Genomic DNA, 23,038 nt, shown 5'->3' with positions numbered 1-23,038 from the left:
CATTAATACTCCATCTTCCTTTTTATGTTTTTTCTTTGGTTGGGTTGTTTGTTTTCTATTTCATCTATCCGCGCGTGCCCCCCTCCTCCCCCCCCCACCCCCCCCCCCGCCATCAGGTACGACGGAGATTCAGAACCGGCACTTCACTGGTGGTCGTGAGCGCTCGCATCTTCAGGGCTTCGCTCTTGGGCCAGTTCGGCGACCACGAGCGCTGCGAGCTTCTGCAATTTGCGGGCGTGCCGGTTGCGAATTTCACGCACGCCGCGTGCGAGCCCAAACCCCAGCGCTGAGGCCACGCTCACCGAGGCGCCGATCCAGCCCGGGCTGACGCCCATGACCGTCGTGGAGCTGGTGGCTTGCACAATGATTCCGCACGGCAGCGCTGAAACACACGCCAAGCCGATCACGCGGTGAGGTTTGTCCACCACTCGGTAAAGCAGCCCGACAACCGTGGTCGGGTCCTGTGAATCGCCGTCATCGTGCTTACCCGTGCCCATTGCATCCATCCGACTCGAGCCTCCGGGCCACTGCTGCATCCCGCGTAGGCGTTCACTCCGTTTAGGTCGTGGGTCAGCCCCAGGAATGAACTGAAGGCCTGTGGTTCACCTCACATCACCCGGAACGGTGATCAGCAACAGCCGGACGGAGCCCAGGCCGTTCGGATTCGGCTGGAGTACCTTCGCCCGCATGCCGGATGATCTTCCGTCCCGACCGCCGACCGACGCCTTCGTCCTGGACCGGACCAAGGTCGTGGTCGCGGTGGCCGCGGGTCTCGTCAGCGGTCTGGCCGTCACGCTGAGCGGCCACGCCGAGTTCGGCCCGCTGGTCGGCTGGGACGTCGCCACGCTGGTCTACCTCGTGCGGGCGTGGCTGGTGATCTGGCCGATGGACGCCGAGGAGACCGCGCAGCACGCAGTTCGCAACGACCCGACGCGCCGGGTGGCCGAGGTCGTGCTGATCGTGGCCGCGCTGGCGAGTCTGGTGTCGGTGGGTTTCGTGCTGGCTCGTGCCGCGCACACCAGTGGCTCGTCCGAACTGCTGCGGGTCGGGCTCGGTGTGTTGTCGGTCGTGTTGTCGTGGATGGTGGTGCACACGATTTTCACGCTTCGGTACGCACGGCTTTACTACGCGGGGTCGGACGGTGGCGTGGACTTCAACCAGGAGGAGCCGCCGGACTACGGCGACTTCGCGTACGTCGCGTTCAGCATCGGGGTGACGTTCCAGGTGTCGGACACCAGCCTGTCCGGGCGGGAGATGCGGCGGACGGCGTTGAAGCACGCCCTGTTGTCCTACCTCTTCGGCACCGGTGTGCTGGCCACGACGATCAACCTGGTCGCGAGCATCAGCAGCCAGTGAGTCGGTGGCTCAGAACTGGTCGGACCGGCGTGCCTCGGTGCGGCGCAGGACGCGGTCGAGCAGTTCGGCGTCCTCGCGGCCTTCCTCGTCGGAGGACGTGAGGGCGAGCAGGAAGATGATGAGCACGCTGAAGCCGGCCCCGCCGATGATCAACGACGTGATCAGGTCCTGCGAGTTGCTGATGACGACCGCGGCGGTGTGGTCGTGCGCCATGCTCATGGCGGACATGCCGGTGTAGTGCATGCCGGTGACGGCCAGTCCCATCACGAGGGACGCGCCGAGGACGGCGACGGGTCCGCTGACCTTCCTCGTGAACCACAGCGCGACGGTCGCGGCGACGACGGCGATCACGATGGACAGCGTCACGATGAGGGGGTCGTAGCTGACCTCGGCGCTCATCACGATCGCGGACATGCCGGTGTAGTGCATCGCGGCGACGCCGAGGCCGGTGACCAGCCCGCCCGCGATGAGCGGCCAGACGCGGGTGTCTCCGTTGATTCCGTACCGGCGGACCACGAACAGTCCTATGCCGACGACCACGATGGCGACGACCATGCTCAGCAACGTGATGGGGATGTCGTAGGAGACGGTCGCGCCCATCCAGGTGCCGAGCATCGCGGTGAAGTGCATGCCCCAGATGCCGAGCCCGCCGATCGACACCGCGGCGACCGACAGCCACCAATTGCGGGTCGTCCTGTTCGCGTGCCGTGCGCGCTCGGCGGACAGGAGACCGAGAGCGGACCCGATGCACGCCACTACATAGGCTGTGAGCGGCGTGAATGTCCCCATGTCCATGCGCGAGATGAAAACATTTCAAATCTATGGGTTGCAAGGCCCGTGTGGACACTGACCTGCGGCAAGATCGAGCCGCGCGGGTTCGATCAGCGGTGATAGGGCTGTCGCATATCTCAGACACTCATACGGAGAGCAACCTGTCCGGCTGGGCCAGCATCCGTTGTGCGCGCGGGAAGTCCCGCAGTTGCGCGGCGAGCAGGTCCAGCGCCGGCTCCAGCACCTGAGCGGGCACGCCGCGCGCGTTGAGGACTTCGCCGGTCCACGACAGGAACGTCCGGAACAGTGCGTCATCGTCGACATACAGAGCGGTAGCAAGGAAATCCACGATGTGCGCGAGGTCTTCGGCCGTGTGTTGCCGTTGTTCGTCGCTGTAGGACCGCATGGCGGGCAGCCGTTCCTCGAGCCCGCGGTACACCGACCGCACCAGTTCGCCCGAGCTGCGCTTCACCAGTGTGTACTCCTGGTCGGCGAGGTGCGGCAGGTCGTCGATCGGCTGATGTGGAGCGTTCGGCACCGGAATCGTTTGGGACAGCAGCATGTCCGCGGCGGACCGGGCGTCGGCGGCCCACGCGTTCGCGCCGAACCGCCGCGCGTGCCCGCCGTCCGCACCGAACGCCGCGCCGCCCACCATCACCGGCACGCCAGTCGCCTGGCACGCCGTCATCGTGGCGTGTGCGGCCGGCAGCCGGGTGGCGATGGAACTGGACAGCGCCACGACGTCCGGATTGGTCCGGTGCAGGTACGTGATGAGGTGCGGTGCCGGCACCTGCGCGCCCAGGTAGTCGACGGCGAAACCGCGCAACGACAACACTTCCGCCAGCAACCGTGCGGGCAACGCGTGCCACTCGCCGTCCACACAGGCCACTGTCACGCGCCCGTGCACGGGTGCGCGGCGGGGCCTGGTGATCGACAACGCGGCGACCGCGCGCTCGTTGATCGCGGTGATCGCGTGTTCCTGCGCCACGCTGATCCGGTTCGCGGCCCACTCCCGGCCGACCCGCTGTTGCACCGCGCCGACCACGTCGAGCAACACGGTCTCGTGACCGAGGTCGCCGGCGGCCGCGAGCACCACGTCGGTCGCGCGCTGCTCGTCCCGGTCGAGCACGGCCTCCCACAGGGCGTCGACAGCCTTCACGCGGACCTCCTGCGCGGGGCGGTGATCGCGAGCACCGCCATGTCGTCGTGGACGCCGGCGCCGACCCACTGCGCCGCCAGCATGTGCACGTGCTCGACCAGAGCCTCGGCCGGCATGCCGCCGCAGGCCGTCAGCGCGCGGCGCAGGCGGTCCTCGCCGAACTCCTCGTCGCCCAGCGGGCCACCGCAGGCCTCGGTGATGCCGTCGGTGTAGAGCAGGCACGAGTCGCCGGGCGCCAGCACGACCTCGTCGGTCGTCGTCGTGATCTCCGGCAGGATGCCGACGAGCGTGCCGCGGGTGTGCGCCACCTCGACCGTTCCGCCGGCCCGCACGATCAGCGGCGGCAGGTGCCCGCCGCCGGTCAGCGTCACGCGCAGGCCCCCGTCGACGGGACGGACGGTGCCGACGACGGTGGTGATGAAGCGGGACTGGTCCGAGCTGAGCAGCGCCTGGTTGAGGGCCTGCAGCATCTGGTCGTGGTCGGTCACCACCTGCAGCAGCGCGTGCAGCGCGGTGCGGACCTTGCCGGTCTGCGCGGCCGCGTCGAGTCCCTTGCCGCAGACGTCGCCGAGCACGACGAACAGTTCGTCGCCGGGAAGTTCGTGCACGTCGTAGAAGTCGCCGCCGACGCGTTCGGTGTCGGCGGCCGCGCGGTAGCGACCGGCCAGCTCGACGCGGTCGTAACGGCGCAGCGTCGGCGGCAGCAGGTCCCTGGTCAACCGTTCCGTGATCACGGCCTGCTGGGTGAACAGGTGCGCGGCCGACATCGCGACGCCCGCACGGGAGGCGAACAGCCGCGCGAACGACTCTTCGTCCTCGCTGAACGCCTTGTCCCGCCGCACGAGGATCAACGCACCGGCCGGCACACCATGACCGGGCAACGGTGTCACGACGATCGACACACCGTCCTTGGCGAGCCACTCCGGCGCCACCGCCGGGTCGATCCACCGCGACGGCACGGGCGGGAAGCCGCGCAACGCCTCGCTGAGGCCCACGACCTCCTCGACGTTGATGTGCTGCAACTCGTACGTCGCTGCTTCACCTCGGACGCACCGCGTGACGGGATGGCCGTGGTTCGACTGCGGCGCGATCACCAGCGCCTCGTCCGCGAGGTGCGTGGCGGCCAGTTCGGCCACGACGGTCATGCATCGCTCGGGGTTGAGCGACGTCATCAGGGCGTTGGACATCCGCGTGAGCAACGCGGCCCGCTCCCGTTCCAGTCGCAGGTCCGTCTCGTCGAGCAGCCACCAGGTGACCGAGCCGTCCTCGTTGTCGACCCGGTGCGCGGCATAGCTGCGCTCGGCGATGCCCACGGACTCGCCGTGCCGCCATCGCGGCAGGGGGACGACCTGCTGCGGAAAAATGGATTTGGCTGCGTCGTTCATGCCGTGCACAGCACCGGCGGCGTCGACGACGAGTGCGGGGCACGGCGACCGCAACCAGCTGGAAACCGCGACCACGAACAGATGTTCTCATTCGTTAGCGATCAAGAACAACGTTTGAAGCCCTCGTGTCGTGGGTAGCGCGGTCCACGAGAAGATGTCGTCCTCGCAGCTCACAGGGCCACTTGGCCGGTAATGCCGGAAACCGCGTTCCCGCCGACCCAGATCCGGCCGTCCTCGCTCTGGGAGAGGTGGATTCGCCCCCGGCGGCCCAGCCTGGTGCCCTGGGCGGCGACGTACTGCCGCTGGGCGATGCCGGCGGGGATGAGCCACTGTGCGATCGCTGCGTTGAGGCTGCCCGTCACCGGGTCCTCCTCGAACCGGTTGCCCTCGTTGATGAACGCCCGCACTTCGAACGCGGCCTCCCCGCCGTCGCGATGCGGCCCGACCACACCGATTCCCCTGAACTCGCCGAACCGGGCGTAGTCGGGTTCCACCGCGAGCACCGCCTCGGCGGAGTGCAGCAGCACCGCGACCCAGCCCGGCCCGTTGTCTGCCCACTGGGCGCCGGCGATCTCCTCCGGCGTGATCGCCAGCGCCGTGGCCAGGGCGGCGTGCTCGACCGGGCCGCTGCGCACGAGCGGTGGCGCGGCGAACGCCAGCCGTGAGCCGTCGCGCCGCACTTCCACCAGCCCCGCACCGCATTCCTGCACCAGCAGCCCGGGGTCGCGCGGGGTGTGCCCCGCGGCGAGCCACGCGTGGGCCGAGCCGAGCGTCGGGTGGCCCGCGAACGGCAGCTCGCGGCTGATCGTGAAGATCCTGACCCGGTAGTCGGCGGCGGGGTTCCCAGGCGGGAGCAGGAACGTGGTCTCGGCCAGGTTCGTCCAGTTCGCGAACGCCGCCATCTCCTCGGTGGTGAGGCCTTCAGCGTCGTGCACGACCGCGAGCGCGTTGCCCTTCGTCAACTCGTCGGTGAACACGTCGACCTGGCTGAACGTCCGCATGCAGCCAAGTTAGTCGAAGTCGGGCAGCGTCAACGCGGAGTGCTCGGGCCGCCCGGCCTCGGCGGGCATCGTGGTGCGTTCGCGCAGGGCGGCGTTGCGAGCAGCCAGTGCCTCGGCGGTGCCGGGGAACAGTTCGGCGTTGCCCACGTCGACCAGGCCCTGGTTCGCCTCGACGAACGGCCGGGCGTCGCGTTCGTACGCCTCGAACGCCGCCGTGTGCTCCGTTGCCGCGGCCAGGTGGCCCGCCAGCAGGTAGGCGCCGACCAGCGCGAGGCTCGACCCCTGCCCGGTGAGGAACGACGGGGCGTACGCGGCGTCCCCGACCAGCGCGACGCGTCCGGCCGACCAGCGCGGCATGCGGATCTGGCTGACCGTGTCGAAGAACAGGTCGTCGGCCGCCTGCATCGCCTTGACCATCCCCGGCACCTCCCACCCGTCGCCGGCGAACACCTCCGCGACCAGATCGCGCTGCGCCTCCGGGTCGCGGAACGCGCCGAACGGTGCCTCGGCGCGGGTGAAACTCAGAAAACCGTGCACGCTCTCGTGCTCGCCCACCGCGTACAGCGCGGCGGCTCGGCCAGGTTCGTTCCACATCAACCCCTCCTGCGCGAGACCGAGGTGGTTCGGCAGCGTGAAGCCCGCGAAGCAGTAGCCGAGATAACGGTGGAACTGCTCCTCCGGGCCGAACGTCAGCGCGCGCACCGCCGAGTGCAGCCCATCCGCGCCGATCACGAGGTCATAGGTGCGCTGAAGACCGCTGCGGAACGTCACGTCCACGCCGCCCGAGTGGTCGTCCATCGCGACGATGGTGTTGTCGAAGAGGAACTCCACGTCGTCGCGCACGGTGTCGTAGAGGATCTCCGCGAGGTCGCCGCGGCGGACCTCCAGGTCGCTGCCGTCGCCACCGGAGATCGACTCGGGCCGGATCGACGCGACGAGGCTGCCGTCGGCGTTGAGGAACGTGATCCGGCGGGTGTTCACGTGGGCGTCCCGCAACCGGGGGAGCAGGCCCATCCGGTCGGCCACGCCGAGCGCGGTGCCGCGGATGTCGATGGGGTAGCCGCCGCCGCGCAGCGTGTGCGACTTCTCCACGACGGTGACGTCGAAGCCGTGGTGCCGCAGCCAGAACGCGAGCGCGGGTCCGGCGATGCTGGCGCCGGAGATCAGGACGGTGCTCATGGTGCCTCCACTTAACTAACTTAGGTATCCTTTTTGAGATCGCGATGATCGCTACGGTTGCGCGTGACTGAGGCAAGCATATACCTAAGTTAGGTAAGTAAGGTGTGAGATGAGCGAGGGCCTGGATCCCGCGGCAGTGCTGCCGCACCTGATGCAGCTGGGCACCGTGCTCAACCGCAGCCAGCTGGTCGAGCGGGCGATGGAGCACGTGGGCATCGCGCTGGACCGTCCGGCCATGACCGTGCTGATCACCCTGCGGATGGCCGACCGGCCGTTGCGGGTGGGGGAGATCGCCGCACGGATGCAGGTGGTCGGCCCGCACGTCACGCGGCACCTGCACGAACTGGAGCGGGCCGGCCTGGTCCACCGCGTCACCGATCCGGACGACCAGCGCGCTCGTCTGATCGAGCTGACGGAGAACGGTGCGGCGGCGGCCGGGCGTTACCTGGAGGCGATCCTCGGCTGGTTCACCGGCGCGGTGGCCGACTGGTCAGAGGAGGACCAGCGCACGTTCGGCCGCCTGCTCAGCCGGTTCGTGGACGATCTTCAGGCGAAGGTCGCGGACCTCGGCCCGTGATCGTGCAGGTCGCTGAAGTCCCACTCCGGCAACGGATCCTCGAACGCCAGCCACGCCCGCGGGCCTGCCGCCAGTTCGGCGTCGGTGAGCAGCGCGGGATCGAGGCGGCGGGCCGGTTCGCCGACGTCGAGACCGACCCCGATGAACACCAGCTCCTGCCGGGCCCTGGGCTCGTCGAGCAGCTCGCCGGGCTCGAACGCCAGGTTGGGTCCGGCCTGTGACCACACGGCCAGCACGTTCGGCCGGGTGGCGATGTGGCAGAAACCCTTGCTGCGCACCACTCCTTCCCAGTCCGTCAGCGCCTCCACGAGACGGGCGGGGTGGAACGGCCTGGACGCGCGGTAGGTGACCGACCTGATCCCGTACTCCTCGGTCTCCGGGGTGTGCCCGCCCGCGAGCTCCTGGGCCCAGCCAGGTGCCTGCGCGGCGGTGATCGGGTCGTAGCGGCCGGTGTCGAGCACCTCGGACAGGTCGATGACGCCGTTCAGCGCGTGCAGCATCCGGGCGGACGGGTTGAGCCGTCGCAGCACGGCGTCGAGGCGTGCGAGCTCCGCGGGCGTGACGAGGTCGGTCTTGTTCACCACCAGCACGTCGGCGAACTCGACCTGGTCCACGAGCAGGTCCGAGATCGTGCGCTCGTCGCCGTCGGCCGCGGCCAGGTCGCGTTCGGCCAGCTGGTCGCCGGTGGTCAGTTCGCGCAGGAAACCCGCCGCGTCCACCAGTGTCACCATCGTGTCGAGCCGCGCGTGGTCGGAGAGGCTCGTGCCGTCGTCGAAGGTCCAGTCGAACGTCGCCGCGACCGGCATCGGCTCCGAGATGCCGGTGGACTCGATCAGGATCGTGTCGAACCGGCCGGAGCGCGCCAGCTCGCCCACGCTGTCGAGCAGGTCCTCCCGCAACGTGCAGCAGATGCAGCCGTTGGTGAGCTCGACCAGCCGCTCGGTGGTGCGGTCGAGCGTGCCCTGACCGGCGACCAGCGCGGCGTCGATGTTGACCTCGCTCATGTCGTTCACGATCACCGCGACCCGCCTGCCGTCGCGGTTGGCGAGCACGTGGTTGAGCAGCGTCGTCTTGCCGGAGCCCAGAAAGCCGGACAGCACGGTCACCGGGGTGCGCATCAGAGTTCCATCTCCTCGTGCCAGTCCGCGAACGGGTCGGCGAAGTCGAGCTCGGCGATCAGCGCGAGCTCCTCGTCGGTGACGAGCGCCGCCCGCAGTGCCGCGACGATCTCCTCGGGGTCGGCGAACCTGGTGATCACGACGATCTCCTGGTCGCGGTCGCCGTAGTACGGGTCCCACCGCAGCGAGGCGGCCGCGCGCCGGTCGTCGCCGGCCTCCGCCCAGTCGTCGATCGCCGCGAGCCAGGGACCGAGGTTGCCCACCCGCAACCCGCCGCCCGCGGACTCGAGCCACAGCGCCTCGTCGGGCTGGCTGGCCAGCCACACCCGGCCACGCGCGCGCACCACGCCGTCGAGCAGCACGTCGATGGAGTCGTGCAACCGCATGGGGTGGAACGGTCGCCGTTCGGTGAAGTGGATGACGGACACGCCGTGCGCCGGTTCCAGTGGCGGTTGCCCGTACAACAACGGGCCGAAGCCGTCGTCGACCTCGCCACGTCGTGCGGCGGCGGGAATCGCCGTGAGCAACGCGCTGACGTCCAGTTCGTCCAGCTTCTGCCGGGGTGCCCGCGGGGAGAGCCGGTCGAGCACCGCCGCCAGCGCCGGGTCGCTGTCGCCGGTCAGCACCAGCGCGTCGGCGAACTCCGCCTGCCCGACCACGACCTGCGCCACGGACCGCTCGTCGCCCTCGGCCGCGCGCATGCCCCGGTCGGCGAGCGAGTCGGTGCCGGTCGCGTCGGCGAGCCAGGTCGCGCTGTCGATCACCGTCACCACGGCGTCGATCCGCACGTCGGTCTCGCTCAGCGCGAAGCAGACGGCCTCCGGTTCGAGCACCGGGTCCAGGTGCACGATCACCGGTCCGTCCAGCTCCAGGAGCAGGGGGACGAGGTCCAGGCGCAGCGTGCAGGACACGCATCCGTGCGTGAGTTCCAGCACGGTGAGCCTGCCGTCCACCCAGCGTCGCACCACTCCGTCGGCGAGGCCGCCCAGGTCGTGCCTGACCAGCACCGACTCCGGTGCCGCCCGCCAGAGCTCATCCGCCACGTCGTGGGGCGTGAACCCCGCTACCAGAACGACCCGCGCTGCCATGGGTCGCAGCGTACATGACAACGATTATCGTTTCTGAAGAGAGGCTGATCCGGTGACGTGACATGATCGAACAATGCAGGTCGAGTTCTGGGCTGACGTCATCTGCCCGTGGTGCTACATCGGCAAGGCGCGTTTCGAGCAGGCGCTCGCCAAGTTCGAGCACGGCGCCGAGATCACCGTGGTGCACCGCGCCTTCGAGTTGGATCCCGGCAGAGACACCGTCGAACCGGTGCAGGACATGCTCGCCGCCAAGTTCGGCCCGCGCGCGAGCGAGATGGAGGACTCCGTCGCCCAGCTCGCGCGCGACGAGGGTCTCGAGTACCGGATCGACCGCGAGGTGGGCAACACCTTCGACGTGCACCGGCTGCTGCACCGGGCGGGGGAGCGCGGCCTCCAGCCGGAACTCCTCAACGCCGTGCTGCACGCCAACTTCGGCCAGGCGCGGTCGTTGTTCACCGCGGACTCGCTGACCGGGATCGCCACCGAGGCCGGTCTCGATCCTGCCGACATCCGTGCTGTTCTGGACGATCCCGCCGTGCACGCCGACGCTGTGCGTGCTGATGAGCAACGCGCTCGCGACCTCGGTGTTACCGGCGTCCCGTTCGTGGTAATCGACGAACGTCTTGCCGTCGCCGGTGCTCAGCCGGCCGAACTGTTCGAGCGTGCGCTGAACCAAGCCTGGGAGGCCTGACGTGGACGAGGGCACCGCACCGCCGTTGAAGGTGGACTCGGAGAAGCTCGACGCCGCCGTCGTGCTGCGAGCCGAGGGTGAAGTCGACTCCTACTCGGCAGACCTGTTGCGCGACAAGCTGTCCACGGCGTTCAGTGCAGGACTGCCGGTGGTGCTGGATCTCAGCGACGTCGCTTTCTTCGCGTCCGCTGGTCTGTCCGTGCTCGTGGAGTACCACCTGCTCGGCGAGGAACGCGGTACGCCGTTGCGTCTGGTGACTCCGGCGGGAAGTGTGTTGCGCGCGTTGCGGGCCACCACGCTGAACGAGACGCTGGAGCTGTACTTCAGCCTGTCAGAGGCACTCGCGGGGCGTTAACTCCAGCCGAACTCCGTTCCCAGTTGGTGAACGGCCGTCCCAAACGATCGCGGTGAGAGGTAGCTTTTCCCCCTGAGAAGCCTCAGGGGGAAGGAGACTTGCTTTGCGCCGTCATCTGCGTGGCACCGCCGTTGCCGCGATCGCGCTGACCAGCCTCATGGTGGTGAGCGCCTGCGCGAAGGACTCGGGCAGGGGCACCACCGGGACGACCAACGCCGCCGGTGCGGGGTGCGAGTTCGCGGCGCCGCCCAGTGCGCCCGCCACCTCGACCACCAGCGCCGCCAACGGCGAGAAGGTCGACGGGAGCGCGCTGAAGATCGGTCTGGCCTACGACATCGGTGGCCGCGGCGACGCGTCGTTCAACGACCTCGCCGCCGCCGGGTTCGAGCGGGCCACCAAGGAGATGGGGATCAAGAAGGAGAACGCCCGCGAGGTCTCCGCCGCCCCGAACGAGGACGAGGCCGCCAAACAGGGCCGGCTGCGTCAGCTGGCGTCCGAGGGGTTCAACCCGATCATCGGCGTGGGTTTCGCCTACACCGAGTCGATGAAGGTCGTCGCGCCGCAGTTCCCGAACGTCAAGTTCGGCCTGGTCGACTCGGCGGTGGAGGGCGCGGCCAACGTCACGCCGCTGGTGTTCGCCGAGCAGGAAGGCTCGTTCCTGGCGGGCGTCGTCGCCGCGTACCAGAGCAAGAACTGCCACGTCGGCTTCGTCGGCGGCGTGGACATCCCGTTGATCCACAAGTTCGAGGCGGGCTACAACCAGGGCGCGAAGACCGCCGCGCCTAAGGTCAAGATCGACAAGAAGTACATCACCCCGGCCGGTGACTTCACCGGCTTCCAGGACCCGCCGAAGGGTCAGGAGGCCGCGAAGGGCCTGATCGACAAGGGCGCCGACATCGTCTACCCCGCCGCGGGCTCGTCCGGCCTCGGTGTCTTCGCCGCGGCGAAGCAGGCGGGCGTGCTGGCGATCGGGTGTGACGCCGACCAGTACAACCAGCCGGCGCTCGCGAACAACCGGGACGTCATCGTCGCGTCCAGCCTCAAGCGCGTCGACGTCGCGGTGTTCGACTTCTTCCGCGCCGCGGCCAAGAACGACCTCGCGTCGCTGCCGAAGGTCTTCGACCTCAAGGTGGACGGTGTCGGCTACGCCACGTCGGGTGGCAAGGTCGACGCGAAGCTGCAGGGCATTCTCGAGGGCTACAAGGCCCAGATCATCGAGGGCAAGATCAAGGTGTCGGACCGCCCGTAGTCCGGTGCTCGGGGGCCGGTCGCGCGGGTGCGCGGCCGGCCTCTGCTGTCACGTATCGGTTTCGCAGTTCGTCTGCATGGCATGAAACTGCTGCTTGACCGGATCTGCCTGGCGTTCATCGCGTTGACGTCGGTGTACGTCGGGTTCTACGCCTACTTCGCCACGGAGTCCTGGTACGCGAACTTCCCGGGGCTCGGACTGCGGTGGCTGCCGCAGCTCGGCCCGTACAACGAGCACTTCGCCAAGGACGTGGGCGCGGCCTACCTGGCGTTCACCGTGCTGGCCCTGGTAGCGCTGGCCAACGTCTCGAAGCCGATGGTCGCGCAGTTGGTCGGCGCCGCTCTGCTCGTGTTCAACGTCCTGCACTTCGCCTACCACCTGACGATGCTGCACATGTACGAGCCGCGGGATCAGGTGCTGAACCTCGTGTTGCTGTCGCTGCTCGTCGTGATCTCGCTGATCCTGGTGATCCCGTCTCGTCGAGTTCGGATGTTGTGAACATCTGGATGCCGCGAATATCCTGGTTCGTATGGCGACTCGGCACCTTTACGTGGTGCGGCACGGCGAGGCGGACCCGTTCGGCGAGCTGACCGAGGTGGGGCGGCGGCAGTCGCACCTGCTCGGCGAACGGCTGGCGGGCCTGCCGATCGACGTCGTGTGGCACTCGCCCCTGTCCCGGGCGGTGCGGTCTGCCCAGGCGGTGGGGGAGCGCATGCCGGGCGTGCCGGTGCGGGAAGCGGCCGAGCTCGTCGACCACGTGCCGCACGTGCCGGTCAGCCCGCCTGCCGCGTGGGCCGGTTTCTTCGACGGGTACGACGCCGCGGAGGCCGCGACGGGCGCGCGCGTTGCCGAGACGTTGATCGGCAGGTTCGCGCGGCCGGCCGATGTGGAGACGCACGAGGTCCTGGTCACGCACGCCTACCCGGTGGCGTGGCTGGTGCGGCACGCGCTCGGTGCGCCGCCGGAGCGGTGGCTGGGACTCGACTGCGGGAACACGGCGTTGACGGTGATCGAACATCGTGACGGGTTGGCGCCGACTTTGGTCGTGTACAACGACATGGGCCACCTGCCGGCGGAGCTGCGGTGGACGGGATTCGGTGCGGGCGTGCGGCCCTAGTCGGCGCGGAGGGCGGCGTGCGCGGCGCTGAGGCGTTCAGCTTCGTCGCGCTCGGTGTGGTCGCCCGACACGTCGTCGGCCCACCCGAGAAGTCGGCGCAGGTGGCCGTCGGCTGCTGTGGTGACGATGCGTTGGGTGCCGAGGGCCACTTCACCGCTGGTGCCGTCGATGGTGACGAGCGTGCCTTCGTCGATGGTGTGGCCGCCGACGCTCACCTCACCCGCGCCGACGACGAGGTCGGCGATTCCCACGACAGCGGGCTTTCCCATCGCTCGGGCCACCACTGCGGCGTGGCTCGCGGGGCCGCCGCGGGCGGTGACGATGCCGGTGGCGGCCGCGAGTCCGCGCATGTCGTGCGGCGACGTTTCGGGGCGCATCAAGATGACGGGGCCGTTCATCCGCACCGCGCTGTCGGCCGAGGTGGCCACCCGTCCCGCCGCGACGCCGGGGCACGCGCCCAGACCTCTGGCCAGGACCTGTTCCGCGACCATGCGCGGCGTGCGGACGTGCCGGAGGTGGTGCGGCGAAACCCTGAGCAGCGCTTCACGACGGTCGATCACGCCTTCGTCGGCCAGGTCGGTGGCTACGCGGACGGCGGCGGCACCGACGAACCGGCCTGGGCGGACCTGTAACAGCCACAGTTCGCCTGCCTCGAAGGTGAACTCGACGTAGCAGGCATCGCGGTAGTGGCCCTCGATCCGACGCAACGCATCGAGCAAACCGGCGTGCACCAAGGGTTCTCGATCGAGGTGCGACAGCGGTTCGGTCAGCGCCGCGCCGGAGACGACGGCGTCGCCCTGGTGTCCGAAAAGGACTTCTCCGAACGGGACGGGAGCGCCGGTGTTGGGGTCGCGGCTGAAGGCGACGCCGGTGCCGCTGTGCTCGTCGCGGTTGCCGAAGACCATCGCCTGGACGACGACGGCCGTGCCCAGGTCGTGCGGGATGTCGTGCAGTTCGCGGTAAGTCCGGGCGCGCGGAGTGTTCCAGGACGAGAAGACCGTCGCCACAGCCTGGTCGAAATCCCCGCTGAGGTTCAGGATCGTGTTCATCATGCCGGGCATCGACACACTGGCACCGGACCGGACGGACACCGCGGGAGCGTTGAGAGCGGCGATCGCGGCAATGAGCTCGTCGTCCAGTCCCGAAGGAAACCGACCGTCACGCAGGAACGCGCGGCACGCCTCGGTGGTGATCACGAACCCCGGCGGCACCGGTAAACCGAGGCGGTGCAACACCAGCAACCCATGTGCCTTGCCCCCAACCACTTCTGCCGACTCGTCGACCTCGGCGGAGAGCTGCCGTATCCACCTCATCGCGGAATCCCCAGCGTAGCAAGGAGGTCTTCGTGCAGTTCGGCCCACACGGCGTGGTACGAACCGATGTCATCGGCCACGTATCCCAACTCACCGGCGTCGGCGCGTTTCAGGGCTTCCGCGAGACGGATCCGGTAGCGGTCGAACCGGGGCAGGGCAGCGGACAGCTCGTGGCACACGACGACAGCGCGTTCGTGGAACTCGGCGAACCGGGCGAGAACGCGGGCGTCATAGGCGCGATCGCGGTGGTCGTTGGCGATCATGACGCCGTCGACCGAGCGGAGCTGCCACGCCGTGCAGAGGTCGAGCAGTTCCGGGTTGAGCACCAGGAAACCGTCCAACGCCGAGGTGAGCGCGGGCCGGACGCCCGCCGACTCCACTTCGCCGGTGATCCGCTCGGCGTCCGCGATCCGCCCGGCGTCCGTCAGTCCCCACCCGCCGAACTCGCCGGGCAGGTGCGTGACGAGACCGGCCACCGCCAGGTCGATCAGCTCGGACTCCACATCGGACTCAGGCCACCCCACCGCGCCGGCGATGCGCGGACGGCCCGCGAAACCGATGCAGCGCAACGTGTGCAGCACCAACAGGTCGTTCATGAGCCCGCCGCGGCGTGGGCCGCGCCCCGTCCGGAAGCACGAGCGACGATCGCCCCGCCCTGAACCCGCACCGCCACCTCGGTGTCGTCACCGGCATCGTCGAGCCCGAGCGCGGTGGCGACAGCCGAGTCGTCCAGCACGATCCGCAGCGACGGCAACGGAAGCACGCGCCGCAGACATCCCGTCAGATCGGCGATCCGCAGCCGCACGAGCCGGCCGATCTCGGCGGCATCGCTCACGACGACCACCACCGTCACCTGCTCACCGGCCCTGGCAGCCCGAAAAGCTTCCTCCGCAGCACCGAGACGCCCAGCGCCCAGCACCGCGACCACACCGTCAACGCCGAGGTCGACCGGCTCCCCGCTGACCAGATCGACAAGGTCCGCAGGGGGTTCCCACTGGTGCTGACAACGTTGCGCCGGCTTGACGAACGCCAAGTACGGCGGCGCCCAGACATCGGCGAGATCGAGCCCTGCCAAGTGCTGACACGCGAGCACCAGGTCGAACGGGTCACCAGAACCCGGTGCGGTGTCGGCAAGATGCCCGGCTCCGCCCAACAGTGTGAGCACCAGCGAGGCGAGCCGGACCCGCCGCTCCGGCGCCCCGCCCTCCACCGCGGCGCCGAGCAAGAACGCCTCCAGCCCGGCAAGCTGGGCCAGCACCGCCCGCCCGTGGTCGTCGTCGAAAACGCCCGTGAGCGACCGCAGTTGCAGCCGGCCGCCCGAGGCCGTGTCACCGGCCAGGGGCAACCGCTCCAGCCACGTCCTGGCGAACGCGCCCAGCGCCTCTGCCATCGAGGCGGGCTCGGGCGACCCGTCGGCGGACGTGCCCTCGACCAGGTCGATCAGCACCGCCAGGTACAGCGCCCTCTTGCTGGGGAAGTTCGAGTACACCGCGCCTCGCGTCAGCTCGGCGCGCTCCGCGATCCGGTCGATCTTCGCCGGCGCGTAGCCGTGCTCCGTGAACTCTTCCTTCGCCGCTGCCAGCACGGACGCACGCGTGCGCTCCTGCTGTTGCACCCTGGTCAGCCTCACCATGGCGCCACGATACTCATATCATTCGGATGTTCTCAACATCTGGATGGCATCGGCGTTGTCGGCGGCAGAGCTGTGCCTGTCGTCGTGGAATTCGGATTGCGGGTCCCAGGAATTCGAAGATCCGCTACGCTCCGATTCGGGGGTGGGGATCTCATGTTCGGTGACGACCTCAGCCGAATCCTCGATTTGGGGGATCCGGACGAGATGGTGCGGCGGCTCGACGAGCTGGACCGCAAGATGGAAAAGGCGGCGGCCAGCTACGAACAGCTGGAACTCGCCGCAGGGGACATGCGGATCACCGAGGTGGATCCGGCCGGTGTGACGGTGACGGTGGACGTCGACGGGCAGTTGACGGACGTGGTCACCACTGCGGAGATCGCGAGACTTCCCGCGGAGCGGATCGGCCCGACGATTCTGGCGTGCGTTCTGCGCGCGCAGTCGCGCATTGCCGAGCGCTATCGAGAGGCCGCCGAACAGACCGGCAGCGACGACGAGATGACCCGGCACGTCATCGACTCCTACCGGCGGCGCTTCCCGCAGCCCGAGCCGGATCCCGCTGGTCCGAGACCTGACGGTGGTCCGGGGACGATGAGGATCGGGCAGGTCGACGACGACTGACCGCGCATGGTCGGGCGAGGGGGAGAGCATGGCCGGCAGTGGGTACGAGGTCGTGGTCGAGGCGTTGGACAAGCACGCACGCAGCCTGGACGACCGGGCCGCGGCGGTAGCGGAGGCGTTGGCCGCGGCGACATCGGTCAGCGTCTCGGAGGACGCGTACGGAATCATCTGCCAGTTCCTGCCGCCGTGCATCAATCCGGTGGAGGACGAGGGCATCAACGCGTTGAAAACCGCAGTGGAATGTTTGCAGGAGGACGCGCAGGACATTAGGTCCACCGCCGCGGCGTATCGCAGCAGTGATGAGAACAACGCCGCCGGATTCGGTGAGGGGCTTGCCACGTGACCGGGGATCTGGTGGCCAAGCCCGTCGACGAGACCAAGTGGTACAGCGGCATTTCGCAGCTCGAGGACGCCAAAGAGGTCAAGGACGCCGTCGAGAGCGGCGACTGGCTCGAGGCCGGGCTGGGTGCCGTACCGCTGGGCATGGACCTGATCGCGTGCGCGACGGATCCGACGGCGGCGCTCGGCGCGGTGATCGAGGCGGCCGTCGGATGGCTCATGGAACACCTCGAGCCGCTCAAGGAGGCGCTGGACAAGCTCGCGGGCAACCCCGAGACGGTCAAGTCGTTCGGGCAGACGTGGCAGAACGTCGCCGACCGGATGAACGCGGTCGCCGAGGACCTGCAGGCCGCTGTCACCGCCGACCTGGCGGAGTGGTCGGGCGCCGCGGCCGACGCCTACCGGGCCGCGGCGACGGATCGGGTCGACGCGCTGCGCACGACCGCGGAGACGTGCGCAGGGGTGTCGTCCGCGGTGGTGATGGCCGGCGAGGTCGTCGCCGCGGTGCGGGTGATGGTGCGCGACCTGATCGCGGCGCTGGTGTCCGGGCTGATCGAAGCGGTGCTGCCGCCCGGCCCCGGAACGGCGCGGGCGGCGGTGAAGCTGATCCGCAACGTCCTGCAGAAGGTCGTGAAGGTCATCGGCAAGCTGGTGCGCTCGCTGGCCAAGCTGGCGAAGAAGCTGCCGGAGCTGATCCGGATGCTGGCCAAGGTCGCCAAGCGGCTCAAGCCGCCGCGTGGTTCGAAGGCCGGCTCGCCGTCCGCGAAACCGCGCGTCGACCCGCACACGAAACACCCGGACAAACCCGATGGCACCAGTGCCTCCAGCGCGGACACGACGACACCGTCGTCCACGCCGGACGTGCACCGCCCACCGGACACCACCTCGCCGTCCAGCACGACCACGCCGTCGAGCACGACGTCACCCGACCCGAACAGCCCCGGTACCACGAAGACCGACACGACCTCACCGAGCGGCACGGACCACGACACCACCAAGCCGAGCAGCACCAAGACCGGCACCGATCCGGATCGTCCCTCCACAAAGGACTCCGATCTGCGCGGCAAGGCCGACGACCCGCGGGAGACCGGCCGGTCCAACGACGGCAAGTGCACCGGTGCCGACCCGATCGACCTGGCCACCGGCGAGATGCTGATGACCCAGACGGATCTGGAGCTGCCGGGAGCACTGCCGCTCGTCGTGCGGCGCACCCACCTGTCCTCGCACCTCACCGGGCAGTCCCTGGGCAGCTCCTGGTCGTCGACCTTCGACCAGCGGCTGGAGATCGACGACCTGGGCGTGTGCTTCGCGGCGGAGGACGGCGTTCTCCTCGTGTACCCGACGCCGCCCCAGGACGGCACCGCGGTCATGCCCGTCGAAGGTGCCCGGCACGCGCTGCAGCGGATCTCGGCGGACGAGTACGCGCTCAGCCTGCCACCGGGACTGACGCTGAGGTTCCAGGCGACGGGTCCGGTGGCGCGCTTGAGGTCCGTTGTGGACCGCAACGACAACTGGATCGAGTTCACCCGCGACGCGGACGGCGTGGTCACCGGCATCACGCACTCCGGCGGCTATCGGGTGGCCGTGGCCGGCGATGGCGGCCGGATCACCGGTTTCAGCCTGGAGTCCGGCGGCGAGAGCATCGATCTCCTGCGGTACCGCTACGACGACAACGGCAGGCTGTCCGAGGTCGTGAACTCGTCCGGGCGGGCCATGCGCTTCGACTACGACCCGGCCGGCCGAATCGTGCGCTGGCAGGACCGCAACGGCGAGTGGTATCGCTACTCCTACGACGAGCACGGCCGATGTGTCCGCACGGAAGGTTCCGGCGACGCGCTGGCGTGCTCCGTCGAGTACTCGCCGGGCGTCACGACGTACACGAACTCGTTGGGACACCAGACGGTTTACCACTTCAACGAGCGGATGCAGCTCTCGAGCGTCGTCGACGCTCTCGGCAACACGACGTCAAACGAGTGGGACCGCTACGACCGGCCACTCGTCTCCCGGGACGGGCTCGGCCGCGAAACGCGGTACGAGTACGACGAGATGGGCAACCTCGTCACGCTGACCCGCCCGGACGGCCGGCAGACCAGGACCACGTACGACGAGTGGGGTCAGCCGATCACCGTGACCGGCCCCGACGGACTGACCCGGCGGATCGACTACGACGAGCGCGGGAACGTCGTCGCGCTGGCCGACTCCGGCGGTTCCGTGACGACGATGGAACGCGACGCCCGCGGGACCGTGAGCCAGGTCGTGGATCCGTCCGGTGCGGTCCGCCGTGTCGTGAGCAACGCCGCCGGACTGCCGTTGATGCTGATCGGCCCCGACGGCGCGACCACCCGGTACGTGCGGGACGCCTTCGGCAGGGTCAGCCAGGTCGTCGATCCCGCCGGCAACACCCGGCAGCTGACGTGGACCGTCGAAGGACAGCTGCTGTCGCACACCATGCCGGACGGCACGGTCGAGCGGTGGAAGTACGACGGCGAGGGCAACGCCGTGGAACACGCCAACGCGATCGGCGGGATCACCCGGATCGAGACCACGCACTTCGACCTGGTCTCGGCGGAGACGACGCCGGACGGGTCCCGCATGGCGTACGGGTACGACAGCGAGCTGCGCCTGGTGTCGGTGACCAACGCCAAGGGAGAAGTGTGGCGCTACGAGTACGACGCACGTGGCGCGCTTGTGGCGGAGACAGACTTCAACGGCAGGACACTGCGCTACGAGCGTGATGCGGCGGGGCAGCTGACGGCCAGGACGAACGCGCTCGGCCAGACCACCTCCTACCGGCACAACCCGCTCGGCGATGTGGTCGAGCGGAGCACGGGCGGTGCCATGGCGACGTTCTCCTACGACGCGGCGCAGCGGCTGATCCGCGCCACGAACGGCGACGTGGTGCTGGAACTGGAACGCGACGCCGCCGGGAGGGTGGTCGCGGAGACGGTCAACGGCCGCACCGTGCGGTCCACCTACGACACCTTCGGCCGGCGCACCAGCAGGCTCACCCCGACCGGTGCCCTGAGCCGGTGGGACTACCACGACGCGGACCAGCCGGCCCGGCTGCGCACCTCGGGACGGGTCATGACGTTCGACTACGACCCGGCGGGCCGGGAGATCGAACGCCTGCTGGACACGGGTGTGGCGATGGCGCAGACCTGGGACCGGAACAACCGGCTGGTGTCGCAGGTGGTGCACACGCCGGAGGGGCGGCAAGCCGTGCAGCAGCGCACCTTCCGCTACCGCGCCGACGGTCACGTCACCGTGATGGCCGACGGCCCGGCCGGCACCCGCCACTACGACCTCGACCCGATCGGCCGCGTCACCGCCGTACGAGGCAAGGGCTGGCAGGAGACGTACGCCTACGACACCACTGGTTGCGTGACGTCCGCGACATCTCCGAGCGTGGACTCACGGGGAGCCAGGCAATACGACGAGACGCTCGTGATGGTGGTGGGAGACATGAGGTTCTCCTACGACCCGCAAGGCCGGATGGTCATCCGGCAGAAGAAGCGGTTGTCGCGCAAGCCGGACACGTGGCGTTACGAGTGGAACGCCGAGGACCAGCTGATCGCCGTGACGACCCCCGACGGCACGCGCTGGCGTTACCTGTACGACGCGCTGGGACGCCGGGTGGCCAAGGAGAAGCTCGCCGCGGACGGCACCGTGGCTGAACGCACCGACTTCGCCTGGGACGGTCCGGTGGTGGCCGAAGAGGTGCGCTCCGACGGCCGTGCGACGAGCTGGGACTTCGCGCCGGGCAGGTTCGAACCGGTGGCGCAGACCGAACGCAGGGCAGCTCCCTCCCAGGAATGGGTGGACGAGCGGTTCTACGCGATCGTGACCGACGTCGTGGGCACACCGACAGAACTGGTCGACCCGGACGGCAGGATCGCCTGGCGCGCCCGGTCCACCGTGTGGGGTGAGCCGATCGGCCCGCCCGCCGGTGACGCGCAGACGCCGCTGCGGTTCCCCGGCCAGTACTTCGACGAGGAAACCGGCCTGCACTACAACTACGCCCGCTACTACGACCCGGCCTCGGGACGCTTCACGTCCACGGACCCGTTGGGCATCAACGGCGGCGACGACTGCCATGCCTACGTGGTCAACCCGCGAACGTGGATCGACCCCTACGGCCTCGGCGGAGCGCTGCCCAGGAAGTGGTACAACCACAACGACGGCTGGACGCTGGGCCTCGACGTGTTCCCGATCGCCGGTTCACACGACTTCGAGTTCCACGTCTACCGCAACGGGCAGGAGATCGGTGTCTGGGGCAGCGAAGGCTGGTTCCTGAAGCACCGGCTCAGCCGCATCCCCGATCCCGGCGAGGTCCCGCCGCACATCGAGGGTAGGTTGAAGAACATGTCCATCGAGCTGCTGCGCAAGGGGGACAGGTTGCCGGAGAAGGGCTCGGCGGACGTCACCGGCGACAAGTGGAAGCGGCCCCGCCTGTCGAAGAAGTGTGAAAACAAGTGAAGTACATCGTCTTCCCGTACGACTATCTCCCGTACGAACAGCACCTCCCGGACTTCGCCGCCCAACTGCCCGACGGCGCGCGCCGGTTCGCGACGGATCCGGACCACTACGACTTCTCCGCGGCGCGCTGCGTCAAGGACCTGCTGGTCGACCGGATCAATTACTCCGACGACTACCAGACCGTCGGCGTGGAGATCGCCTTCCGCTTCGAGCCGCAGCCGGGCCCGTACCCGCCGGCGTTGGTCATCCGGTACGAGGACGTGCGCAGCTTCTCCATCGACGTGGGGGAGCGGCAACCGGCGGGCGTGCGGCTGGGTGATCTCGCACTGGACGAGATCCTGCCGCACGACCACGGCGTCAGTCACGAGCTCGCGTTCCACGCGGGCACGATCACGGTGATCGCGAAGGACCTGACCGCCACCTGGGACGACTCGGTCTTCTGACGGCGCGAGGGTCGTGCGCGTGCCACGCGCTCCCCGGAACAGGAAGCCGGGTCGCCACCCAGAACGGCACGGCCATCAGCGCGGCCGCCGTCCACGTCAACGCGGGTGCCGCGGTGTCCAGCACCACTCCTCCCACCGCGGCACCCCCTGCCACCGCGCCGTTCCAGGCCGCGATGGTCAGCGACTGGGCCCGATCGGCGTCCCGTCCCGCGATCAGGGCCGTGACCGACTGGAACGCCGCGGGGGCGCCGCCGAACGCCAGGCCCCACACCGCGCAGGCCACCAGGGTCGTGGCGGCGTCGTCGGACACCGCCAGCACGACGATCCCGGCGGCGGTCAGCAACGGGCACCAGCCCAGGACCGCGCGGGGTGTCCGGTCCACTGTGGATCCGACCGCGAGGATTCCGCCGACGGCGGCGGCACCGAACACCAGCAACGCCGTGCTCAGCAGCTCCTCCTGCGCCAGCCTGGCCAGCGCCGGCCCCAGGTAGGTGTAAAGAACGTTGTGTCCCAACGAGTACGCGAACACCATCAGCAGGATCGGCCGCAGCATCGGCAGAGCTGCCCGCGCGGTGGAAGAGGGCTCGGCGGTGACCGCCGGTACCGCGAGCAGGATCCAGCACAGCAGCGGCACCGCGATCAACCCCATCGCCGCGAACGACCAGCGCCAGCCGACCAGTTCGCCCAGCGCGGTGCCGGCGGGTACCCCCACCGCGAACCCGACCGGCGTGCCCGCCATCGCGATCGCCAGCGCATGCCCGGCCTGTCCCGGTGGCGCGATCCGCATCGCGTACACGGCGACCAGCGACCACATCACGCCGGTGATCGCGCCGGAGACCACCCGCGCGCACAGGATCAGGCCGTAGCCCGGGGACAGGGCGATCACGAAGTTCGTCGCGACGAACCCGAGCACCAGCGCCACCAGCACCCGCTTGCGCGGCAGCCGGGAGGTCAGGGCGGTCAACGGGATCGCGGTGATCGCGGTGGTGACGGCGTAGCCGGTCACCAGTTGCCCGGCGGCGGACGGGGACACCCGCAGGTCTTCGGACATGGCCAGGAGCAACCCCGCGGGCAGCACCTCCGTGAGACAGCCGAGCAGCACCGTCAGGGTCAGTGCGAGCAACGCTTGCCATGGCAGGGTTCTCCGAGGAAAGGTGTGCTGGGACAAGG

General features: G+C 69.2%; 23 protein-coding genes. 11 read left to right on the top strand and 12 right to left on the bottom strand.

What is annotated here, in order from left to right; all coding sequences use genetic code 11:
• Positions 1-143: 143 nt before the first annotated feature.
• The gene (locus tag ACWGE0_RS38645; RefSeq protein ID WP_452265834.1) at positions 144-497 is read right to left on the bottom strand and encodes a hypothetical protein; all 354 of its coding nucleotides are present in this window, start codon (positions 495-497) and stop codon (positions 144-146) included.
• A 190-nt stretch (positions 498-687) separates the two neighbouring features.
• Between ACWGE0_RS38645 and ACWGE0_RS38640 the strand changes: the two genes are divergently transcribed.
• A complete protein-coding gene (locus tag ACWGE0_RS38640; protein ID WP_452265833.1) occupies positions 688-1,356 on the top strand; it encodes a DUF1345 domain-containing protein in 669 nt (222 codons plus the stop codon).
• Between the two features lie 9 nt (positions 1,357-1,365).
• Here the strand turns inward: ACWGE0_RS38640 and ACWGE0_RS38635 are convergent, their stop codons facing one another.
• From ACWGE0_RS38635 to ACWGE0_RS38615, 5 genes are all read right to left on the bottom strand, one after another.
• Complete coding sequence (locus ACWGE0_RS38635) at positions 1,366-2,151, bottom strand: MHYT domain-containing protein (RefSeq protein WP_452265832.1); 786 nt, start codon at positions 2,149-2,151, stop codon at positions 1,366-1,368.
• A 121-nt stretch (positions 2,152-2,272) separates the two neighbouring features.
• Positions 2,273-3,286 carry a cobalamin B12-binding domain-containing protein gene (locus ACWGE0_RS38630; protein WP_452265831.1) on the bottom strand — a complete coding sequence of 338 codons (1,014 nt, stop codon included), beginning with the start codon at positions 3,284-3,286 and terminating at the stop codon, positions 2,273-2,275.
• Positions 3,283-4,746: a PP2C family protein-serine/threonine phosphatase gene (locus ACWGE0_RS38625; protein ID WP_452265830.1), complete on the bottom strand. Its 1,464-nt coding sequence runs from the start codon at positions 4,744-4,746 to the stop codon at positions 3,283-3,285. Before ACWGE0_RS38625 ends, ACWGE0_RS38630 begins: the two co-directional genes overlap by 4 nt.
• Positions 4,747-4,841: 95 nt before the next feature.
• Positions 4,842-5,672 carry a PhzF family phenazine biosynthesis protein gene (locus ACWGE0_RS38620; RefSeq protein ID WP_452265829.1) on the bottom strand — a complete coding sequence of 277 codons (831 nt, stop codon included), beginning with the start codon at positions 5,670-5,672 and terminating at the stop codon, positions 4,842-4,844.
• 9 nt (positions 5,673-5,681) lie between these two features.
• Positions 5,682-6,851, bottom strand: a complete 1,170-nt coding sequence (locus ACWGE0_RS38615; RefSeq protein WP_452265828.1) for an FAD-dependent monooxygenase — start codon at positions 6,849-6,851, stop codon at positions 5,682-5,684.
• Positions 6,852-6,960: 109 nt separating this feature from the next.
• Between ACWGE0_RS38615 and ACWGE0_RS38610 the strand changes: the two genes are divergently transcribed.
• Positions 6,961-7,428 (top strand): MarR family winged helix-turn-helix transcriptional regulator, encoded by a 468-nt coding sequence (locus tag ACWGE0_RS38610; protein ID WP_452265827.1) that lies wholly within the window; start codon positions 6,961-6,963, stop codon positions 7,426-7,428.
• Here the strand turns inward: ACWGE0_RS38610 and ACWGE0_RS38605 are convergent.
• Both ACWGE0_RS38605 and mrf read right to left on the bottom strand, forming a co-directional pair.
• On the bottom strand, positions 7,398-8,546 hold the full coding sequence (locus ACWGE0_RS38605) for a GTP-binding protein (RefSeq protein WP_452265826.1): 1,149 nt from the start codon (positions 8,544-8,546) through the stop codon (positions 7,398-7,400). The genes ACWGE0_RS38610 and ACWGE0_RS38605 overlap by 31 nt on opposite strands.
• Entirely contained in the window at positions 8,546-9,634 is a 1,089-nt protein-coding gene (gene mrf, locus ACWGE0_RS38600; RefSeq protein WP_452265825.1) for a ribosome hibernation factor-recruiting GTPase MRF, read from the bottom strand. Before mrf ends, ACWGE0_RS38605 begins: the two co-directional genes overlap by 1 nt.
• 73 nt (positions 9,635-9,707) lie before the next feature.
• On the opposite strand from mrf, the gene ACWGE0_RS38595 reads away from it, so the two are divergent.
• The 5 genes from ACWGE0_RS38595 (at position 9,708) to ACWGE0_RS38575 (ending at position 13,046) form a co-directional block, all read left to right on the top strand.
• On the top strand, positions 9,708-10,325 hold the full coding sequence (locus ACWGE0_RS38595; RefSeq protein ID WP_452265824.1) for a DsbA family oxidoreductase: 618 nt from the start codon (positions 9,708-9,710) through the stop codon (positions 10,323-10,325).
• 1 nt (position 10,326) lies between these two features.
• Positions 10,327-10,680 carry an STAS domain-containing protein gene (locus ACWGE0_RS38590; RefSeq protein WP_452265823.1) on the top strand — a complete coding sequence of 118 codons (354 nt, stop codon included), beginning with the start codon at positions 10,327-10,329 and terminating at the stop codon, positions 10,678-10,680.
• Positions 10,681-10,795: 115 nt separating this feature from the next.
• Complete coding sequence (locus ACWGE0_RS38585; protein ID WP_452265836.1) at positions 10,796-11,929, top strand: BMP family lipoprotein; 1,134 nt, start codon at positions 10,796-10,798, stop codon at positions 11,927-11,929.
• Positions 11,930-12,010: 81 nt separating this feature from the next.
• Positions 12,011-12,427 carry a hypothetical protein gene (locus tag ACWGE0_RS38580; protein WP_452265822.1) on the top strand — a complete coding sequence of 139 codons (417 nt, stop codon included), beginning with the start codon at positions 12,011-12,013 and terminating at the stop codon, positions 12,425-12,427.
• Between the two features lie 31 nt (positions 12,428-12,458).
• The gene (locus ACWGE0_RS38575) at positions 12,459-13,046 is read left to right on the top strand and encodes a histidine phosphatase family protein (protein WP_452265821.1); all 588 of its coding nucleotides are present in this window, start codon (positions 12,459-12,461) and stop codon (positions 13,044-13,046) included.
• Here ACWGE0_RS38575 and ACWGE0_RS38570 read toward each other — a convergent pair.
• Genes ACWGE0_RS38570 through ACWGE0_RS38560 form a run of 3 tightly spaced genes read right to left on the bottom strand, consistent with a single transcriptional unit; the run spans position 13,043 to position 15,992 of the window.
• Complete coding sequence (locus ACWGE0_RS38570) at positions 13,043-14,359, bottom strand: PEP/pyruvate-binding domain-containing protein (RefSeq protein ID WP_452265820.1); 1,317 nt, start codon at positions 14,357-14,359, stop codon at positions 13,043-13,045. The two genes, ACWGE0_RS38575 and ACWGE0_RS38570, sit on opposite strands and share 4 nt — an antisense overlap.
• Complete coding sequence (locus tag ACWGE0_RS38565) at positions 14,356-14,955, bottom strand: transcriptional regulator (protein WP_452265819.1); 600 nt, start codon at positions 14,953-14,955, stop codon at positions 14,356-14,358. The genes ACWGE0_RS38570 and ACWGE0_RS38565 overlap by 4 nt, the downstream gene beginning before the upstream one ends.
• Positions 14,952-15,992, bottom strand: a complete 1,041-nt coding sequence (locus tag ACWGE0_RS38560) for a TetR/AcrR family transcriptional regulator (protein WP_452265818.1) — start codon at positions 15,990-15,992, stop codon at positions 14,952-14,954. Before ACWGE0_RS38560 ends, ACWGE0_RS38565 begins: the two co-directional genes overlap by 4 nt.
• A 153-nt stretch (positions 15,993-16,145) precedes the next feature.
• Between ACWGE0_RS38560 and ACWGE0_RS38555 the strand changes: the two genes are divergently transcribed.
• Genes ACWGE0_RS38555 through ACWGE0_RS38540 form a run of 4 tightly spaced genes read left to right on the top strand, consistent with a single transcriptional unit; the run spans position 16,146 to position 21,868 of the window.
• Positions 16,146-16,610, top strand: a complete 465-nt coding sequence (locus ACWGE0_RS38555) for a hypothetical protein (RefSeq protein WP_452265817.1) — start codon at positions 16,146-16,148, stop codon at positions 16,608-16,610.
• Positions 16,611-16,638: 28 nt separating this feature from the next.
• Positions 16,639-16,953, top strand: a complete 315-nt coding sequence (locus ACWGE0_RS38550) for a type VII secretion target (RefSeq protein ID WP_452265816.1) — start codon at positions 16,639-16,641, stop codon at positions 16,951-16,953.
• On the top strand, positions 16,950-21,425 hold the full coding sequence (locus ACWGE0_RS38545) for a DUF6531 domain-containing protein (protein ID WP_452265815.1): 4,476 nt from the start codon (positions 16,950-16,952) through the stop codon (positions 21,423-21,425). Before ACWGE0_RS38550 ends, ACWGE0_RS38545 begins: the two co-directional genes overlap by 4 nt.
• Positions 21,422-21,868, top strand: coding sequence for a hypothetical protein (locus ACWGE0_RS38540; protein ID WP_452265814.1), 447 nt, complete (start codon positions 21,422-21,424; stop codon positions 21,866-21,868). The genes ACWGE0_RS38545 and ACWGE0_RS38540 overlap by 4 nt, the downstream gene beginning before the upstream one ends.
• On the opposite strand, the gene ACWGE0_RS38535 is transcribed toward ACWGE0_RS38540, so the two are convergent.
• Positions 21,816-22,991, bottom strand: coding sequence for an MFS transporter (locus tag ACWGE0_RS38535; protein ID WP_452265813.1), 1,176 nt, complete (start codon positions 22,989-22,991; stop codon positions 21,816-21,818). The two genes, ACWGE0_RS38540 and ACWGE0_RS38535, sit on opposite strands and share 53 nt — an antisense overlap.
• Positions 22,992-23,038: the final 47 nt, after the last annotated feature.

This window comes from Lentzea sp. NPDC054927 (assembly GCF_053610285.1).
This window is presented reverse-complemented; position numbering and strand designations above follow the sequence as displayed.

Coding starts and splice junctions, on each gene's coding strand:
- ACWGE0_RS38640 (WP_452265833.1), top strand. CDS start 688: ATGCCGGATGATCTTCCGTCCCGACCGCCGACCGACGCCTTCGTCCTG.
- ACWGE0_RS38635 (WP_452265832.1), bottom strand. CDS start 2,151: ATGGACATGGGGACATTCACGCCGCTCACAGCCTATGTAGTGGCGTGC.
- ACWGE0_RS38550 (WP_452265816.1), top strand. CDS start 16,639: ATGGCCGGCAGTGGGTACGAGGTCGTGGTCGAGGCGTTGGACAAGCAC.
- ACWGE0_RS38580 (WP_452265822.1), top strand. CDS start 12,011: ATGAAACTGCTGCTTGACCGGATCTGCCTGGCGTTCATCGCGTTGACG.
- ACWGE0_RS38605 (WP_452265826.1), bottom strand. CDS start 8,546: ATGCGCACCCCGGTGACCGTGCTGTCCGGCTTTCTGGGCTCCGGCAAG.
- ACWGE0_RS38595 (WP_452265824.1), top strand. CDS start 9,708: ATGCAGGTCGAGTTCTGGGCTGACGTCATCTGCCCGTGGTGCTACATC.
- ACWGE0_RS38620 (WP_452265829.1), bottom strand. CDS start 5,672: ATGCGGACGTTCAGCCAGGTCGACGTGTTCACCGACGAGTTGACGAAG.
- ACWGE0_RS38575 (WP_452265821.1), top strand. CDS start 12,459: ATGGCGACTCGGCACCTTTACGTGGTGCGGCACGGCGAGGCGGACCCG.
- ACWGE0_RS38645 (WP_452265834.1), bottom strand. CDS start 497: ATGGGCACGGGTAAGCACGATGACGGCGATTCACAGGACCCGACCACG.
- ACWGE0_RS38565 (WP_452265819.1), bottom strand. CDS start 14,955: ATGAACGACCTGTTGGTGCTGCACACGTTGCGCTGCATCGGTTTCGCG.
- ACWGE0_RS38555 (WP_452265817.1), top strand. CDS start 16,146: ATGTTCGGTGACGACCTCAGCCGAATCCTCGATTTGGGGGATCCGGAC.
- ACWGE0_RS38570 (WP_452265820.1), bottom strand. CDS start 14,359: ATGAGGTGGATACGGCAGCTCTCCGCCGAGGTCGACGAGTCGGCAGAA.
- mrf (WP_452265825.1), bottom strand. CDS start 9,634: ATGGCAGCGCGGGTCGTTCTGGTAGCGGGGTTCACGCCCCACGACGTG.
- ACWGE0_RS38560 (WP_452265818.1), bottom strand. CDS start 15,992: ATGGTGAGGCTGACCAGGGTGCAACAGCAGGAGCGCACGCGTGCGTCC.
- ACWGE0_RS38615 (WP_452265828.1), bottom strand. CDS start 6,851: ATGAGCACCGTCCTGATCTCCGGCGCCAGCATCGCCGGACCCGCGCTC.
- ACWGE0_RS38610 (WP_452265827.1), top strand. CDS start 6,961: ATGAGCGAGGGCCTGGATCCCGCGGCAGTGCTGCCGCACCTGATGCAG.